15 protein-coding genes are annotated in these 15,569 nt (G+C 32.9%); 6 read left to right on the top strand and 9 right to left on the bottom strand.

Translation table 11 applies throughout. The features are described from left to right. Position 1: 1 nt before the first annotated feature. The gene (locus tag AC5ZCW_RS21425) at positions 2-844 is read right to left on the bottom strand and encodes a DUF6268 family outer membrane beta-barrel protein (protein WP_496121643.1); all 843 of its coding nucleotides are present in this window, start codon (positions 842-844) and stop codon (positions 2-4) included. A gap of 231 nt (positions 845-1,075) precedes the next feature. Here AC5ZCW_RS21425 and AC5ZCW_RS21420 point away from each other — a divergent pair, with 231 nt between their 5' ends. Together AC5ZCW_RS21420 and bamG are read left to right on the top strand one after the other, a co-directional pair. Further along, positions 1,076-2,401, top strand: a complete 1,326-nt coding sequence (locus AC5ZCW_RS21420; RefSeq protein WP_496121642.1) for a DUF4270 family protein — start codon at positions 1,076-1,078, stop codon at positions 2,399-2,401. Next, the gene (gene bamG, locus AC5ZCW_RS21415; RefSeq protein WP_496121640.1) at positions 2,402-3,637 is read left to right on the top strand and encodes a BamG family beta-barrel-assembly machinery protein; all 1,236 of its coding nucleotides are present in this window, start codon (positions 2,402-2,404) and stop codon (positions 3,635-3,637) included. Positions 3,638-3,641: 4 nt separating this feature from the next. Here bamG and murI read toward each other — a convergent pair whose 3' ends face one another. From murI to AC5ZCW_RS21375, 8 genes are all read right to left on the bottom strand, one after another. Beyond that, the gene (murI, locus tag AC5ZCW_RS21410; RefSeq protein WP_177210904.1) at positions 3,642-4,418 is read right to left on the bottom strand and encodes a glutamate racemase; all 777 of its coding nucleotides are present in this window, start codon (positions 4,416-4,418) and stop codon (positions 3,642-3,644) included. A 149-nt stretch (positions 4,419-4,567) separates the two neighbouring features. After that, positions 4,568-5,071 carry an OmpH/Skp family outer membrane protein gene (locus AC5ZCW_RS21405; protein ID WP_170830271.1) on the bottom strand — a complete coding sequence of 168 codons (504 nt, stop codon included), beginning with the start codon at positions 5,069-5,071 and terminating at the stop codon, positions 4,568-4,570. A 14-nt stretch (positions 5,072-5,085) separates the two neighbouring features. Beyond that, on the bottom strand, positions 5,086-6,123 hold the full coding sequence (locus AC5ZCW_RS21400; protein ID WP_343543092.1) for an OmpH/Skp family outer membrane protein: 1,038 nt from the start codon (positions 6,121-6,123) through the stop codon (positions 5,086-5,088). Between the two features lie 42 nt (positions 6,124-6,165). Further along, on the bottom strand, positions 6,166-8,913 hold the full coding sequence (locus AC5ZCW_RS21395) for a BamA/OMP85 family outer membrane protein (RefSeq protein WP_343543091.1): 2,748 nt from the start codon (positions 8,911-8,913) through the stop codon (positions 6,166-6,168). Then, a complete protein-coding gene (uppS, locus tag AC5ZCW_RS21390; RefSeq protein ID WP_343543142.1) occupies positions 8,846-9,586 on the bottom strand; it encodes an undecaprenyl pyrophosphate synthase in 741 nt (246 codons plus the stop codon). The genes AC5ZCW_RS21395 and uppS overlap by 68 nt, the downstream gene beginning before the upstream one ends. Position 9,587: 1 nt before the next feature. After that, positions 9,588-10,280: a type IX secretion system protein PorG gene (gene porG / locus AC5ZCW_RS21385; RefSeq protein WP_343543090.1), complete on the bottom strand. Its 693-nt coding sequence runs from the start codon at positions 10,278-10,280 to the stop codon at positions 9,588-9,590. A 173-nt stretch (positions 10,281-10,453) separates the two neighbouring features. After that, positions 10,454-11,338 carry an NAD kinase gene (locus AC5ZCW_RS21380; protein WP_281631182.1) on the bottom strand — a complete coding sequence of 295 codons (885 nt, stop codon included), beginning with the start codon at positions 11,336-11,338 and terminating at the stop codon, positions 10,454-10,456. Positions 11,339-11,436: 98 nt separating this feature from the next. Beyond that, positions 11,437-12,096: a CBS domain-containing protein gene (locus AC5ZCW_RS21375; protein ID WP_281631183.1), complete on the bottom strand. Its 660-nt coding sequence runs from the start codon at positions 12,094-12,096 to the stop codon at positions 11,437-11,439. Positions 12,097-12,211: 115 nt separating this feature from the next. Between AC5ZCW_RS21375 and AC5ZCW_RS21370 the strand changes: the two genes are divergently transcribed. The 4 genes from AC5ZCW_RS21370 to AC5ZCW_RS21355 all read left to right on the top strand — a co-directional run bounded on the left by AC5ZCW_RS21370 (position 12,212) and on the right by AC5ZCW_RS21355 (position 15,551). After that, positions 12,212-12,925 (top strand): pyridoxine 5'-phosphate synthase, encoded by a 714-nt coding sequence (locus AC5ZCW_RS21370; protein WP_496121638.1) that lies wholly within the window; start codon positions 12,212-12,214, stop codon positions 12,923-12,925. Positions 12,926-12,951: 26 nt separating this feature from the next. After that, the gene (locus tag AC5ZCW_RS21365) at positions 12,952-13,716 is read left to right on the top strand and encodes an alpha/beta fold hydrolase (protein ID WP_496121637.1); all 765 of its coding nucleotides are present in this window, start codon (positions 12,952-12,954) and stop codon (positions 13,714-13,716) included. 54 nt (positions 13,717-13,770) lie between these two features. Further along, positions 13,771-14,115: a phage holin family protein gene (locus AC5ZCW_RS21360; protein WP_177210895.1), complete on the top strand. Its 345-nt coding sequence runs from the start codon at positions 13,771-13,773 to the stop codon at positions 14,113-14,115. 113 nt (positions 14,116-14,228) lie between these two features. Then, positions 14,229-15,551 carry a trigger factor gene (locus AC5ZCW_RS21355; protein ID WP_496121636.1) on the top strand — a complete coding sequence of 441 codons (1,323 nt, stop codon included), beginning with the start codon at positions 14,229-14,231 and terminating at the stop codon, positions 15,549-15,551. The last annotated feature ends 18 nt before the right edge of the window (positions 15,552-15,569 follow it).

Raw genomic sequence — 15,569 nt, 5'->3', positions numbered from 1 at the left:
TTTATTGTTTGTATTTGATCCCTATTCCTAAAACGTAACCATTGCCGGTATTATAGTCGTAAATTTTATGGTCACTGTTGTCTAGTAAATTGTATTTTTTGTTGAAATCGTAACCTGCTTTAAAATTTAAAAACCAATTGCCTGCAACATTTCTTTCATATTCTAATGCCGAAGTCATTTGCGATAAAACTGCTTTTACGGCTTTGTTATCTGCATCAACCGTTTTGTCTAGATGATAAAAGTTTCCATTAAAACTATTCGTCAGACCAAATTTGTTTCGATCATTATTAGAATAAGAAATTTTAGAATCTGGGAATCCGATTCTAAAATCGATTCTCTCATTCATTTTATAATCAAAAGCGGCAATCGCTGTAATTTTAGGAGCTCCGAAAATAGAGGTACGTCCCGCTCCAACTATTACATTTACTTTTGAACTTAGCCGCTGGCTTATCTCTAAATTTCCTAAAACAGTAATAACAGAAAAATCTAGTTTGCTCTGAAAATTCGCTGTTGGAATTATAGAAAACCTCCATTTTGTTTTTTCTTCTATTTCAGATGAATATTCAATTTTGTTTTGAACTTGGTTGAACTTATCCTCATCTGCATAAAAGTTATAGGGATTTAATTCGTAATTCACCTTCAAATTAGAATATTCTAGTGTGTTTGCTATTTTGCTTTTTGCTCCTAATTTTTTCTGATAAAAAACAGCAATGTTTGTTTCATTAAAATTTATCTTTTCTGTCGGCTCGGTTTTAAAATTTATAGTAGCGCTAAAATTCTCCTGAGCTTTTAAACCTAAAAATGAAATCAAAAAAAGAGAACAAACTAAAAACCTTACTTTCATTATTTATTTTATTGGCTCAAAATTAGACGGATGACGCTCTTAAAAAAAAGAAGATATATATATGACGTGTTTTGATAGACAAAATCGTTGTTTTTAAGGTCGAATTAAGATTTTAGAATAGAACTTAGATTATAGATTGTTTTGTACAGTCTGTAGCTTAAAAAAGCGCGGTAGTATATGTTATAGTGTGTTGCCAAGGAGCACAATTTATATTTGCCCAAAAATTAAATTATGCGCAAGTTTATATTGATGCTACTTTTTGTACTAACCTTATTTTCATGTGGTACAGATACAGATACTGGAGAATTTACTGTTGGGTCTGATTATTTGGCTTTGAGTAATAAAGTGATTTTGATTGATACGATGACAGTCAATATGTCAACGATTAATTTTGATTCATTGGCAACTTCTAGCCGAGGTAGAATTCTGATAGGAAATTATGATGATCCCATTTTCGGAAAAGTAAAATCGGATAGCTATTTTCAGGTTTCTACAGATATTTATGCATTAAACAGTATTGGATCAGATACCGAATCTACAAATTATGTTTTTGATTCTATTTCTATGATTCTTAAGTATGATAGGTACTTTTATGGAGATACGACAAAAGTTCAGACGTTTAATATTCACAGATTAACTCAAAAAGTTAAGCCAAATAAAGAGGATAATAATTTCTATAATAATTCGACGCTGACTTACAGCTCGGAAAGTTTGGGTTCAATATCATTTAAACCAAGGCCAAAGGAAAAAGATTCTATCAATATTCAAATGAGTAAAGAATTTGGAGAAGCTCTTTTTCAAAAAATAAAGAAAAGAGAAGTTACAGATTTTGATAGTTTTACAGAATATCTCAAAGGATTTGTATTGGTTCCCGAAAATTCAAGTTCGTCCAATGTTATCGGATTTAGTGTTTCGGAAAGTAAGGTTCGGTTGTATTATTCGAAGTATCAGACAGATAATGAAACGCCATATATAATCGATTTTTCGATTTTAGACACTTCTAAACAGTTTAATTCTATTTCGCTCGACAAAACAGGAACGATCCTGCAAAATCTCCCCGTGTCTACTGGTACATTATCAAGTACACTAGTCAACAACCAAGGATTTATACAATCTGGAACAGGTGTTGCTTGTCGGGTCGATTTTCCAAATATAAAACAGTTTAAGAATATTTCGGCAAACGGCGCTATTGTCGATGCAGAATTAGTTCTTAAACCAGTTAATAATACTTATTCAGAAAAATATCCTTTGGCTGATTCGCTAACTGTTTATGTGGGAGATAATTTAAATAGAATAAGCGGAACTCTTGTCAATGCCGCTGGCGCTTCAGTTTATGGAAGGCTGAGTAAAAGCAGTGATGAATTTAACGAAAATGTAGCATATTCAATTTCGGTCGGAGCCTTTCTTCAAAAGGAAATGCTAAAACAATCTGATTCAAGATCATCGCTTATTTTGACACTGCCTGGAATTGCACAATCTGTAAACAGAATCGTTCTGGGTGATCAAAAACATTTCAACAATAAAATTCAGCTGAAAATTTATTACATCTCTTATTAAATGAAAAATAAAATTGTTTTATGGAGCTGCTTCCTTTTAATGTCGCTGACTTCGTTTTCTCAAAGTATTTCAAGTTCTCCATATTCGCTTTATGGTTTAGGAAGTCTGTATGATTCAGATTTTGGCTATTTGCCTTCAATAGGTGGTTCTGGAATTGCTTTACCTTCAGATACTTTTATCAATAATTTAAATCCGGCTTCTTTAGGATTTATGTATCAGAATCATTTTCTTTTTGATATTGGAGGAAAAGCAATTGCTACAACATATCAGAGCAGTAATCGTACAGAAAAGCGAAATAATTTTCAGTTTTCTCATTTGGCTTTTGCTTTTCCAGTCACAAAAAACTCTGGCTTTAGTTTGGCGCTTCGCCCATATTCAAGTTCGGTATTTAAAATCTCAAATTTAAAACTTCCAATTGCCGATAGTCAGGAATATTATTACGTTACGGCACAAGGATCTGGAGGTTTAAACAATCTAGATTTTTCATACGGATATCGATTTGGAAAAAAATTAACAGTAGGAGCAACTGGAACGGTACTTTTTGGAAACACCGTTGATGATCGTGCTTTCTTGATTTCAAATGCTATTACCACTGTTCATAAGCAAACAGATTATAGAGGCGTTCGTGCAACATTAGGAGCCCAGTTTAAAATAGATTCTACATTTACAATTGGAACAACGTTTAAAGTTCCAACAAGAATAAATGCTTCCAAAGTACAATCTGTAACAAGTATTGCAGATGAAGTAGAATCTTCTATAGAAACCAATAAAGCTTCAGATACAGATGATTATTATATGCCACTAGAAATTGGTTTTGGAGCAAGTAAACGATTTAAAAATAATTTGAGTGTAACTTTAGATTATGAAAAAAGCTTCTGGAGTAATACAAACCAATCCGATCTTTATGGTGAATTTGTAAATCAAGATCGTTTTGCATTAGGAGTTACCTATAGCACTAAAAAGAATGTTAGGAAATATTGGGATAGGGTAGGTTATGCTGCAGGTATAAACTTTGATAATGGCTATCTGGAAATTGACAAACAGCGTGTCAATAGCGCATCTATTTCTGTTGGATTAAATCTTCCAATCGAAAATACATTTTCATCACTTAATATTTCTTATTCTTACGGACAGAAAGGCAGAATTGCAAATGATCTAATAAAAGAAAACTACCACAAAATATCACTTAATCTATCGTTGGACGGAATTTGGTTCGTCAAGCGAAAGTTTGAATAATGCTTTAAAAGTCTTTTTTGATTACCGGATATTTATACTCTAAAATTGACTCTAAAACTTTTGGGTCAGAATTGACATAAAATACTGGGTCAATATCTGTACTTTCAGAAAAGCCAACTTTGTCTTTAAGTAGATTTTTAGTTTGGCGCGCAACAGCTTCTCCTGAGTCTATTATTTTAATATGATCTGGGAGAATTTTTTTTATCTGAGGAATTAGATAAGGATAGTGGCTGCATCCTAATACCAAGTAGTCAATATTAGCTTCAATCATTGGCTGAAGGTATGACTCTAACAATTGTGTCATTTCTGGTGAGTGCAAATTGCCATCTTCAATCAGCTGTACAAGTCCGTGTCCAACCTGCTCTATGATTTTTGTGTTATGAAACATCTCGGCAGTTTTATTAAACAACTCACTGTTTAGCGTTCCCTTTGTAGCTAGAATTCCAATAACCTGAGTTTGGGAATTGTTTGCGGCAGGCTTAATGGCAGGTTCAATTCCAACAAACGGAATATCATAATCTGCACGTAGTTCTACTATAGCATTTGTTGTAGCTGTATTACAGGCAACAACAATTAGTTTGCAGTTATTCTCTAGTAAAAACTCTACATTTTTTTTGCTTAATGCAACAATTTCATCTTTGCTTCTTTGACCATATGGCGCATTTTTACTGTCAGCCAGATAAATGGTTTTTTCATTTGGAAGAAGATCATGAATGGCGCTCCAAATGGAAGTTCCGCCAATACCAGAATCAAAAACGCCTATAGGATTATTGTTTGTCATAAAGCAAATTTACTATTTTTTAATAAAAATTCGATATTCTAAGTTAAGTGAAATCTTGAAATAATACCAAAGATTAGCTTTAATTTTTTGTAAAAAAAAACTGCTCAAATTATATAAATTGAGCAGTTTAAATTATGAGATTTAATTTCTTAGAATCCTAAATCTTTTTTAACATCAGCAGTGATGTTTGGACCATCAGCTAATAATAAAGTAGAACCGTCTAAAACGTATTGGAAACCTTTAGCTTTTCCAACTTTTTGGATAGAAGCTCTAACTTTTTCCATTAATGGTTTTACGATATCTGTTTCTTTTTGTTGCAATTCTTTTTGAGCATTGTCTCTGTAATCAACAATTCTCTTTTGCATATCTTGAACTTCTTTAGAACGCTCACCGTTTACAGCATCTGTTACAGTTGCAGCTTCAGCTTCGTACTTTTTAATTTTTACTTGATATTCGTCAACCATTTTTTTGTATTCAGCATCATATGTACCACTTAATTTTTGCAGTTGATTTTGAGCATCTAGCATAGCAGGCATTTTAGACATGATCTCGCTTACATCAACATGAGCTACCTTCGCTTGCGCGTTCATTGTGTTACTTGCTCCTAAAATAAGAATTGCAGCAATTAGTAAAGTTTTGATTTGTTTCATCATTTTTAAAATATTAATTAATTATTGGTCGTATTTGTTTTTTGTGTTTCGGCTTCTTTTGCTTTTTTAGCCGCTTCTCTTTCTTCTAAAATCTTCTTTCTTCTTTCTTCCAATTCTTTTTTACGCTGTTCGTAAAGTAATTGTCTTTCCTCTGCTTTCGTCATTGCCGGCTGCTCAGTAGCTGGAGTTTCTCCAGTTGATGTTGGCGCTGTAGTTTTAGCAGTCGAGCTAGTTTTAGCAGCATCCGTTGCAGCAGCAGGAGCTACTGTTGCTGGTGAGGCTGTTCCAGAAACCGTGCCATTTTTTTTAGCATCTCTTTCTTCTTGTAGAGCTTTTCTTCTGTCTTCATATTCTTTCCTCTTAGCATCTTGCTCTAGCTTTCGGTCTTGGATCAGTTTTTCTCTAGCAGCTCTTTTTTCATCTAGTGCTTTTTGTCGATCGGCCATTGCTGGATTTTCATCAATTGCGTTCTCAATGTTTTCTTTAGCTTCCTGTTCTTTCAGTTGTTTTTTACTTAACTGCTCACGTTTTTCAGTACGGTTTAAAATTCTTAAAACCTGATCGCTGATATCAAATCTTTTATTGCTGAAAAGCATGGTAAGATCTGATGATTTATCAAAAACAAAATCATAATTTTTTGCTTCTGCGATATCTTGCACAGCTGTAAAAACCTGGTCTTGTATAGGTTTTGCCAAAGCTGCTTTCTGTCTCATTAGATTTCCATCAGAACCAAATTGTTTCTGTTGATAATCCATCATTTCTTGTTCAAGAAACTTAATTTCTGTTTCTCTTTCTTCTATTAATTCTTTAGTAAGTAAAGCTTTTTCTGTTTTTAAGCTTTCTTTCAAATTATTTATATTTAATTTTTTAGCCTCAACTTCTTGTTTCCACTTTTGAGCTTTTTGCTCTAATTGTGATTTAGCTTCTTTATAATCGGAAACATTTTCTAAAATATATTCCATGTCGATGTAGCCAATTCGAGTAGTCTTACCTTGCGCCTGACTTGTATTTGCTACAATCAAGGCTAAAAATATAAATAAAAATTGTTTTCTCATAACATAACTTTATTTGATGATTTTTAACCAAACGTTATTTCACTAAAATTGTTGTCCAATAATAAAGTGTGTTTCCCATCCATTAGCTTTTGTTTGCCCTGGAAGAGCATCAAATCCGTAACCAAAGTCAATACCCAATAATCCAAATGCAGGCATGAATACACGTAAACCAGCTCCAGCAGAACGATTTAAATCAAATGGGTTGTAATCTTTGAACGTTGGATAAGATGAACCTGCTTCTAAGAACGTTAAGGCAAAAATAGAAGCCGATGCTTTTAATGTAATTGGGTAACGTAATTCCATAGAGAATTTGTTGTAAATCGTTGCTCCAATTGCATCACCATTTGCATTTACAGGAGTCAAAGAGTTGTTTGGATAACCTCTCAACTGAATTGTCTCTCTACCATCCATTGAGTATTGTGCCATACCATCACCTCCTAAGTAAAAACGCTCAAACGGAATTACACCTCTTTCTTGGTTATAAGCCCCTAAGAAACCAAATTCGGTAAGTGTTCTTAATACTAATTTTCCATAAACTTTAGTATACCAATCTCCTTTAAATTTAATTTTATAGTATTCTAACCAGTTGTATTTTTTCTGATCGACTTTTGCTACATCTGTATCAGCGCTTGAATAATCAGATCCAACACTTACATAACCAGTTTGCCCATTTACAGTCTCTGTTTTTACATAGTCACCATTGTTAAGTGGTTTTCCATCTACACCACTTCCAGATGTTCCTGTGTATTGTGTTTTATAATCTTTTTGGTTATGTAAATCACCATAATCAATTCCATTAAATAATGAATATGGAGGTGTAACTTTTGCCGAAATACTAAATTCAGAACCATACGTTGGGAATATTGGGTTTACCCCTTTATTGCTTCTTGAAAGTCCGATTGTATAAGCTAAGTTTCTTGATGCACCATCACCAAAAGTAAACAAACCTGTATTATAATTGTTCAAGTCGTAGTGCTGATAACTTACAGACTGTGATAATACGAAGTAGTCATCTGGCACGGTTAGTCTTTTTGCTAAACCAACTTGGATTGTAAAAATATTAAAACTTTTGCTTTTATCAACAGTTCTAGTGATGTAATTGTTAAGAAATTGCTTACTGTATGAAATAGATGAACTAAACTGTACGGGTTTCTTTCCTCCAAACCATGGCTCTGAGAAAGATAAACTATAGGTTTGGAAATATGTACTTCCTTGCAAACGAAGCGAGACTTTTTGTCCGTCTCCCATTGGTAAAGGCTTATAAGCTTCTTTATCAAATATTTTACGCGCTGAGAAGTTGTTAAACGAAAGTCCCAATGTTCCAATGAAACCACCACCTCCGTAACCTCCTTGAAGCTCAACCTGGCTAGATCCTTTTTCTACTACATTGTATTCAATATCAACTGTTCCTGCTCCAGCATCAACATTTTTAAATTTAGGATCGATTGCCTCAGGATCAAAGAAACCTAATTGTCCAATCTCACGAATCGTTCTAACTAATTGTTCTTTGCTATATTTTTCGCCTGGTTTTGTTCTTAACTCTCGGTAAATAACATGGTCGTTTGTTTTATCGTTTCCAACAACCGTAATTTTGTTGAAATAAGCGATAGGACCTTCTGTAACTCTAATCTCAAAATCGATAGTGTCATTAACTGTTTTTACCTCTACAGCATTAATGTTTGAGAACAAATAACCGTTGTTTTGGTATAAGTTGGTAATATCTTCTGCGTCTGGTTTAGACTTATCGGCAATTCTTTTTTCAAGTAAAACTCCGTTATAAGTTTCTCCTTTTTTGATTCCCAAATAACGGCTTAAAAGCTGATCTGAGTAAACTGTATTACCTAAGAATTTAATGTTTCCGAAGTAATATTTGTTTCCTTCTTCTACATCAATTTTAATAGCAAGTGTATTTTTCTTCTTATTATATTGTACAGAATCATAAATAATACGAGCATCGCGATACCCTTTTTCTTTATAGGCTGCGATTACTTTTTCTAAGTCAGTTTTATATTTTTCTGGAATAAATTTCGATGCTTTAAATACGCGAATGAAGTTTTTCTGTTTTGTGTCTTTCATTGCACCTCGCAACTGAGTGTCTGTGAGTTGTTTGTTTCCAGTGAAGTCAATGCTACTGATTTTTACTTTGTCTCCCTTGTCTATCCTGACAAGCATATTAACTTGATGCCCGTTTATAGTATCAGGAGTATTGGTGATTGTAACTTTAGTGTTATAAAAACCTTCTTTTTTGTATTTATTTTCGATGTAATTCTTAGTCGTAGTAATTAAGTTTTCGTTGACAATTTTATTCTTTGTCAAGTTGTTATCCTTAATTAAGGCTTCAACTTTGCTTTTCTTAACACCAACAATTTTAACCTCGTTTAATTTAGGAAGTTCGACGATATCTAGGTCTAAATAGATACTGTCATTTTCTACTTTATTAACATAGAAAGCGATTTCATCAAAAAGCCCCAGTTTTCCTAATTTTTTAATTGCGCTACTGATTTCTTCTCCAGGTACAGTTATCTCTTGTCCTTTCTGAAGTCCTGAAAAGGTTACAACCGTTTGTTCATTGAAGCTTATTTTACCAACAACAGAAACTTTAGCTAGAATATATTTTTTCCCTTGATCAAAAGGAACTCTTTCTTGTGCTTTAATTTGTGAAAAACTACCCAAAAGTAAAAGGGTAAGGACTATTTGTATTTTTTTTTGCAACACTAAAAAATTATTTAATTTGTTCACTGGTTTTTCCAAATCTACGTTCTCTTTTTTGATAACTAATAATAGCCTCATATAAATCTTGGTCTTTAAAGTCTGGCCACAAGACATTAGTAAAATACAATTCTGCATAGGCAATCTGCCACAGCAAAAAATTACTTATTCTATGTTCTCCACTTGTTCGTATTAATAAATCTACGTCTGGTAAATTTTGCGTGTAAAGATGCTCATTTATAATTGAATCGTCAATAGTGTCTATTGAAATTATATTATTTTTAACTTTATCACTAATTGACTTTACAGCATTTACCAGTTCCTCTCTGGAGCCATAACTTAAAGCGAGGGTAAGAGTTAAACGAGTATTGTTTTTGGTTTTTTCCATAACATCCAAAAGTTCTTTTTGGGCTGTTTTTGGTAATTTATCAAGATTTCCAATTGCATTAAGTCTGATATTGTTTTCTTCAAGGGTTACAAGTTCTTTTTTTAATGAATTAATCAATATTTTCATTAATGCCTGCACCTCCAGTTTAGGACGATTCCAGTTTTCTGTAGAAAAAGCGTATAAAGTTAAATACTCAATTCCAAGTTTAGCCGAGGTTTTGATTATTTCTTTTACAGATTTTGTTCCATTTTCATGGCCAAATGCACGCAGGAAGCCTTGTTGTTTTGCCCAGCGTCCGTTGCCGTCCATGATAATGGCAAGGTGTTTAGGTAAGTTTTTGTGATCTATTGATTCTATTAAATTCATTTTATTCTGGGCAATAGCAAGGTTTTTGTCCAAAGGTATACGTTAAAGTAAGACCTGAGAAAACATACCAGTCATTATTATTTAAATTTCCAAATTTTAGGATTTGTGTATTGCTTGTATTAGGATTACTTCCGTCAATGTTGTCTGTAAAGGTATAACGTGCTCCGACTTCGGCTCCTAAAACAAAACGAGGCGAGATATTAGATTTTATACCTAATATAATTGGTATTGCTGCAGAACTACGGTTTTTTTGAGCGTATATTACGTTTGGGTTTGAAGTATATCTGTACAAGTTGTCAAAAATAAAGTAATTTAAACCGGTAAAGACATAAGGAGTTATCTTAGTATGGTAATCATGCAGATTAAAATCGAAAAAATTGAATTCTAGTCCAGCAGAAAATTCTTTAATATCATTGTCAAAGCGATAGCCTCTCTGATTTCTTCCTGTTTCATCTGATTTAAAATCATTTCCGCTAATGTTTGATTGCATGTAAGAAAATCTCCAAGCATGTCTTGGGCTTCTATTCCACTTGTAAAGAACACCAAAAGCTGGTTTTTCTGGGGAGATGTAAGTTGTTTTTCCAACATCGCCTACAAAGTTACTTCCGCCAAAAAAGACACCAATCTCATTGATTTGAGCATTTAGTGTAATAAGGGGGAAAAAACATAACAATAAATTAAAAATTTTCTTCATTTAATTCAAAATTGCGTGCAAATATAATAATTATCAATACGAATCAAAGTTCCTTTAGTTAAATGTGCTTTTTTTTTAATTTACGTTATGATTTTGAGCCATTTAATGATGATTCACTACATGCAGAACGAGAAAATGTGGTATTATCGTATAGTGAAGAATCAGAAAAGAGTTTAATTTCTTTTATCTTCTCCCCATAGCAGTTTGTTTCTTAACGTCTTTAAGAAAGTTTCGCCTGGTATTTCGACCATTTTAATTTTGTAATCTGTTTTTTTAATTTTTAAAATAGACTCGTTTTTCACAGAAGAAATTCTTGAGTCTAAAGAAACCAAATACTGGTCTTCTCTTCCTGATACGCGCAATGTAATTTCTGTGTCGTCTGGAATAACTAGAGGTCTGGCGGTTAAATTATGTGGTGCAATTGGTGTAATAACTAAACTTTTGACATCTGGTGTTAAAATTGGTCCACCGCAACTTAAAGAATATCCTGTAGAACCTGTTGGTGTTGAAATGATTAAACCATCAGCCCAATAAGAATTTAGATATTCATTATTTAAATATGTTTCGACAGTAATCATCGAAGTGGTATCTTTTCTACTCACAGTAACTTCGTTCATTGCAAAATTAAGTTCTTCAAAAGCTTTGTTATAAGGTTCGCAAGTTAAGCCTAATAAGGTTCTTTCAGAAGTTGTATAATTTTGGCTAATAACATATTGAAGTAAAATGTCAATGTTTTCTTTCTGAACTTTAGCCAAGAAACCTAATCTTCCAGCATTAATTCCTAATAAAGGAACGCCAGAATTTCGAACAAATGCAGCGGCTCTAAGAATCGTACCGTCACCTCCAATACTTATCAGCATTTCGAAACTATTGTCTAAAGCAGTACTCGGCGAAAAAGTTTTGTATTCTTTTTTTACAAGCTGTTTTTCATAAAGCATGTTCAAGAAGTTTTCTTCAATTACCATTTCGACGTTGTTGGCATTGAAGAAATTGAATATGTCTTTTATAATAGGTTCGGTACTGTTCTGATAATATTGTCCGTAAATGGCTATTTTCATTCGTTGTAAATTAGATAATTTGTCAATGTGTAAATTAGATAATTTGGAAATGCGAAAATTATCTAATTAACTAATTCTCCCATTGGCACATTCATAATTTATATGTTGAGATATTTGTCTAAATAATCTGATCGCTCTTTTAGACTGTTAATATAGTTGTCTTCCTGATGTTCTGAAATAATTTCATATCCATATCTTCTATAAGTCTGAATGATTTCATTGATTGCTCCTAAACCAATTTTTACAGTAATTTGAACATTTTCTGTATCAGCTTCAGAGACAAAACATCCTAAAACTTTTCCATTATTACTTTCTACAATTTGGGTCACCTCGCTCATAGAATAATCCAACAGACCTTTTTGCACAATAATAATAGCGCCAGGTTCTTTTAAAAATGGAGTTTCTTGAAAAAATTTCATGATATCTTCCATTTCATAATAACCTACGTAATTATTATTCTCATCAAGAATTGGGAGAAGATTGGTGTGGTTTTTTGCGAAAACTTCTAGAACATCTAGCCAGATCATCGATTTTCTGGCAAAAAAACGTTCTAAAGTATATTTATAATCAACTGCTTTTTTTTCAGTGTCAAATGTTTCAACATCGTCAGAAGAGATGTTTCCAATAAAAACACCGTCTTCCAAAATCGGAAAATGAGAAAAATTTACATCGATAAAAAAGTCCTGAATCGAGGCTATCGTTTCCTGACTGTCAATCGCTCTGAAATCGTTTGTGATATAGTTTGTAATTTCTGTCATAAATCAATTGAAGATATTTGATGCAAAATAATCAAAAAATACCGAAAACCGCTCTGTTTTACTTTGTATTTTTGTCGTAACAAATATAATGTTACTAGAATTAATATCTATTTATATGACAAAATTAAGTGTAAATATCAATAAAATAGCAACGCTTCGAAATGCCCGTGGCGGAAATGTTCCAGATTTATTAAAAGTAGCTGCAGATATTCAGCGATTTGGAGGGCAGGGAATTACCATTCATCCACGTCCAGACGAGCGTCATATTCGTTATCAGGATGCGCGCGATTTGAAAGCAGTTGTTACCACAGAATATAATATTGAAGGAAATCCGCAACATAATTTTATTGATTTGGTTTTAGAATGCAAACCAGATCAGGTAACCTTAGTTCCAGATGCAATTGGAGCAATAACTTCTTCTGCAGGTTGGGATACGATTAAAAATCAAGAATATTTAACTGAGGTTATCCAAGAGTTCCAAAAAAACGGAATCAGAACATCAATTTTTGTTGATCCAATTTTAGAAATGATTGAAGGAGCAAAAAAAACAGGGACAGATAGAATTGAATTGTATACGGAATCTTTTGCGCACCAATATAGTTTAGGAAACGAAAAAGGGATTGAGCCATACACTAAAGCTGCAGAATTGGCAAACGAATTAGGTTTAGGAATCAATGCCGGACACGATTTAAGTTTAGATAATATTAAATTTTTCAAGCAAAATATTCCTGGTTTATTGGAAGTTTCTATTGGTCATGCCTTGATTTCAGAGGCACTTTACCTTGGGTTAGATAATACAGTAAATATGTATCTGAATAAATTGAAATAATTTTTCAAAGTAAAACTAAAAAGTAAATGTTATACTCAAAAATAGAAGGCGAAGGAAAACCGCTTGTCATCATGCACGGATTTCTTGGAATGTCTGACAATTGGAAAACTTTGGCAGGGCAATATGTAGAAGCTGGATTTCAAGTTCATATTTTAGATTTAAGAAACCACGGTCGCAGTTTTCATTCAGATGAATGGAGTTATGAAGCCATGGTTCAAGATGTTTATGAATATTGTAAGGCAAATAATCTAACACGAATTGATATTCTCGGACATTCAATGGGAGGGAAAGTAGCAATGCTTTTTGCAACCACACATCCAGAGATTGTAGATAAATTAATTGTGGCAGATATTGGCCCGAGATTCTATAAACAGCATCATCAGGAGATTTTGGCAGGATTAAATGCTGTCGATTTTTCGGTAAAACCAAGCCGGAATGATGTAGAGGAAATAGTGTCTCAATATGTTCCGGATTTTGGAACAAGACAATTCCTATTGAAAAATCTATATTGGAAAGAGCCAGGACAATTGGCCTTTAGATTTAATCTTGAAGCATTTAATAATAATCTCGATGCTATTGGAAAACCTTTGGCTGATCATTTAGTTTTTAATAATCCGACATTATTTATTAGAGGAGGAAATTCTGGCTATATTCAAGATGCTGATCTTGATGGAATTCGCAAGCATTTTCCAAATCTAAAATTAGAAACAATTCCAAATGCAGGGCATTGGCTTCATGCAGAAAATCCGAAAATGTTTTTTGAATTGACTGCCACCTTTTTAAAAGAGTAGTTATTTTTGATTAAAAAATTAGTACTTTTAAATAAATTTTAAACCAGAATAACTATGAAATTATTACTTAGACTCCTTGTTACTGCTGCCTTGGTTTTATTATTATCTAATATTTTGACTGGGGTTCATGTTGCTAGTTTTGGTACGGCTGTAATTGTTGCAGTAGTTTTAGGATTGCTGAACGTTTTTATAAAACCAATTTTAGTGATTTTAACCTTGCCGGTTACTTTTGTTACTTTAGGTTTGTTTTTACTGGTAATCAACGCGATAATTATTTTGCTGTGCACCAATATTGTGGGCGGTTTTGCAGTAAATTCATTTTGGACAGCATTACTATTCAGTATTATTTTGTCTATACTTCAATCTATTACTTATAAAATACTTGGAGATGATAAATAAAACAAATGTAGCAGATTAAAACTGCTTCAAATACAATAGATTAAAAACTTGGTTGGGTTGCAAAAATTTTATAATTTTGCAACCCAATTTTATTATGTAAATTAAAGAAGAAGATGGATATTAAAAGAGTAGCAATAGACGCTGTAAACGAGACAATCGTTATGAACGTTGTTCATATGGATTATAAAGGTCAAGTAGCAAAAAGAATTAACGAAAAAATGCCTTTAGCGCAAGTAAAAGGATTTAGAAAAGGGGCAGTGCCTAAAGATCTTGTTGAAAAACAATACGGAAAAGCTATTAAGCAAGAAGAGATCAAAAAAGTAGTTGATTTGGCTTTAGAGCGTTATATTCAATCTGAAAGATTAAATCTTTTAGGAACTCCTCTTGCTAAAGTAAACGAAAATTTTAACTGGGATGCTGAAGAATTAACTTTCGAATACGAAATTGGTTTAGTGCCAAATTTTGAAATTGATCTTGAAGCTAAAAATAATATCGTAAAATATATTGTTACTGCTGACGATAAATTAATCGATGGACAAGTTGAGCGTATCCAAAAACAATTTGGAAAAGCAGTTCCTCAAGAAGTTTCTGATGCTAAATCTGATTTAACTGGAACTTTCTCAAACGAAGCAAACGGAATCAACAATACAACTACAATTTCTGTAGATGCATTCAGCAAAAAAGCTCAAAAACAATTCACAGGTAAAAAAGTTGGAGATGTTGTTACAGTAAGCACAAAAGGTTTATTTGAAGACGATCACCAATTAATGGATTACTTAAAAGTAGGTCACGAAGGTGTTCACGGTTTAGATGTTGAAGTGAACTTTACTATTGAAGCAATCAACGGTTCTGAGCCAGCTGAATTAAACCAAGAATTATTCGACAAACTTTTTGGTGAAGGAAAAGTAGCTTCTTTAGAAGATTTAAAAGCTAAAATTAAAGAAGACGCTGAATCTCAATTCGCTCAGCAAGCTGACCAAAAATTATTATTAGATGTTCAGGATTTCTTGATCGAAAACACAAAATTCGATTTGCCAGCTGAATTCTTGAAAAAATGGTTGCAAACTGTTGGAGAGAAAAAATTAACTGCAGAAGAAGCTGAAGTTGAATACGCAAGATCTGAAAAAGGTTTACGTTTCCAATTAATCGAAGGAAAAGCTTTAGCTCAAAGCAATATCCAAATTACATTTGATGACTTGAAAGAGTTTACATCAAACGCAATCAGACAGCAAATGGCTCAATTTGGTCAAACAAACCCAACTGACGAAGAAGTTCAAGGAATCGTGGCTAGAGTTTTATCTAACCAAGACGAAGTAAAAAGACTTTCTGAGCAAGTTGTAGCAGCTAAAATGTTAGATATCTTCAAAGAAAAAGCTAACCCAACTACAAAAGAGGTTACTTACGAAGAATTTATTGCAGCTTCTTACGGAGAATAAATTTTAGTCTGAAAGTTA

The organism is Flavobacterium sp. PLA-DH12 (assembly GCF_059511845.1).
This window is presented reverse-complemented; position numbering and strand designations above follow the sequence as displayed.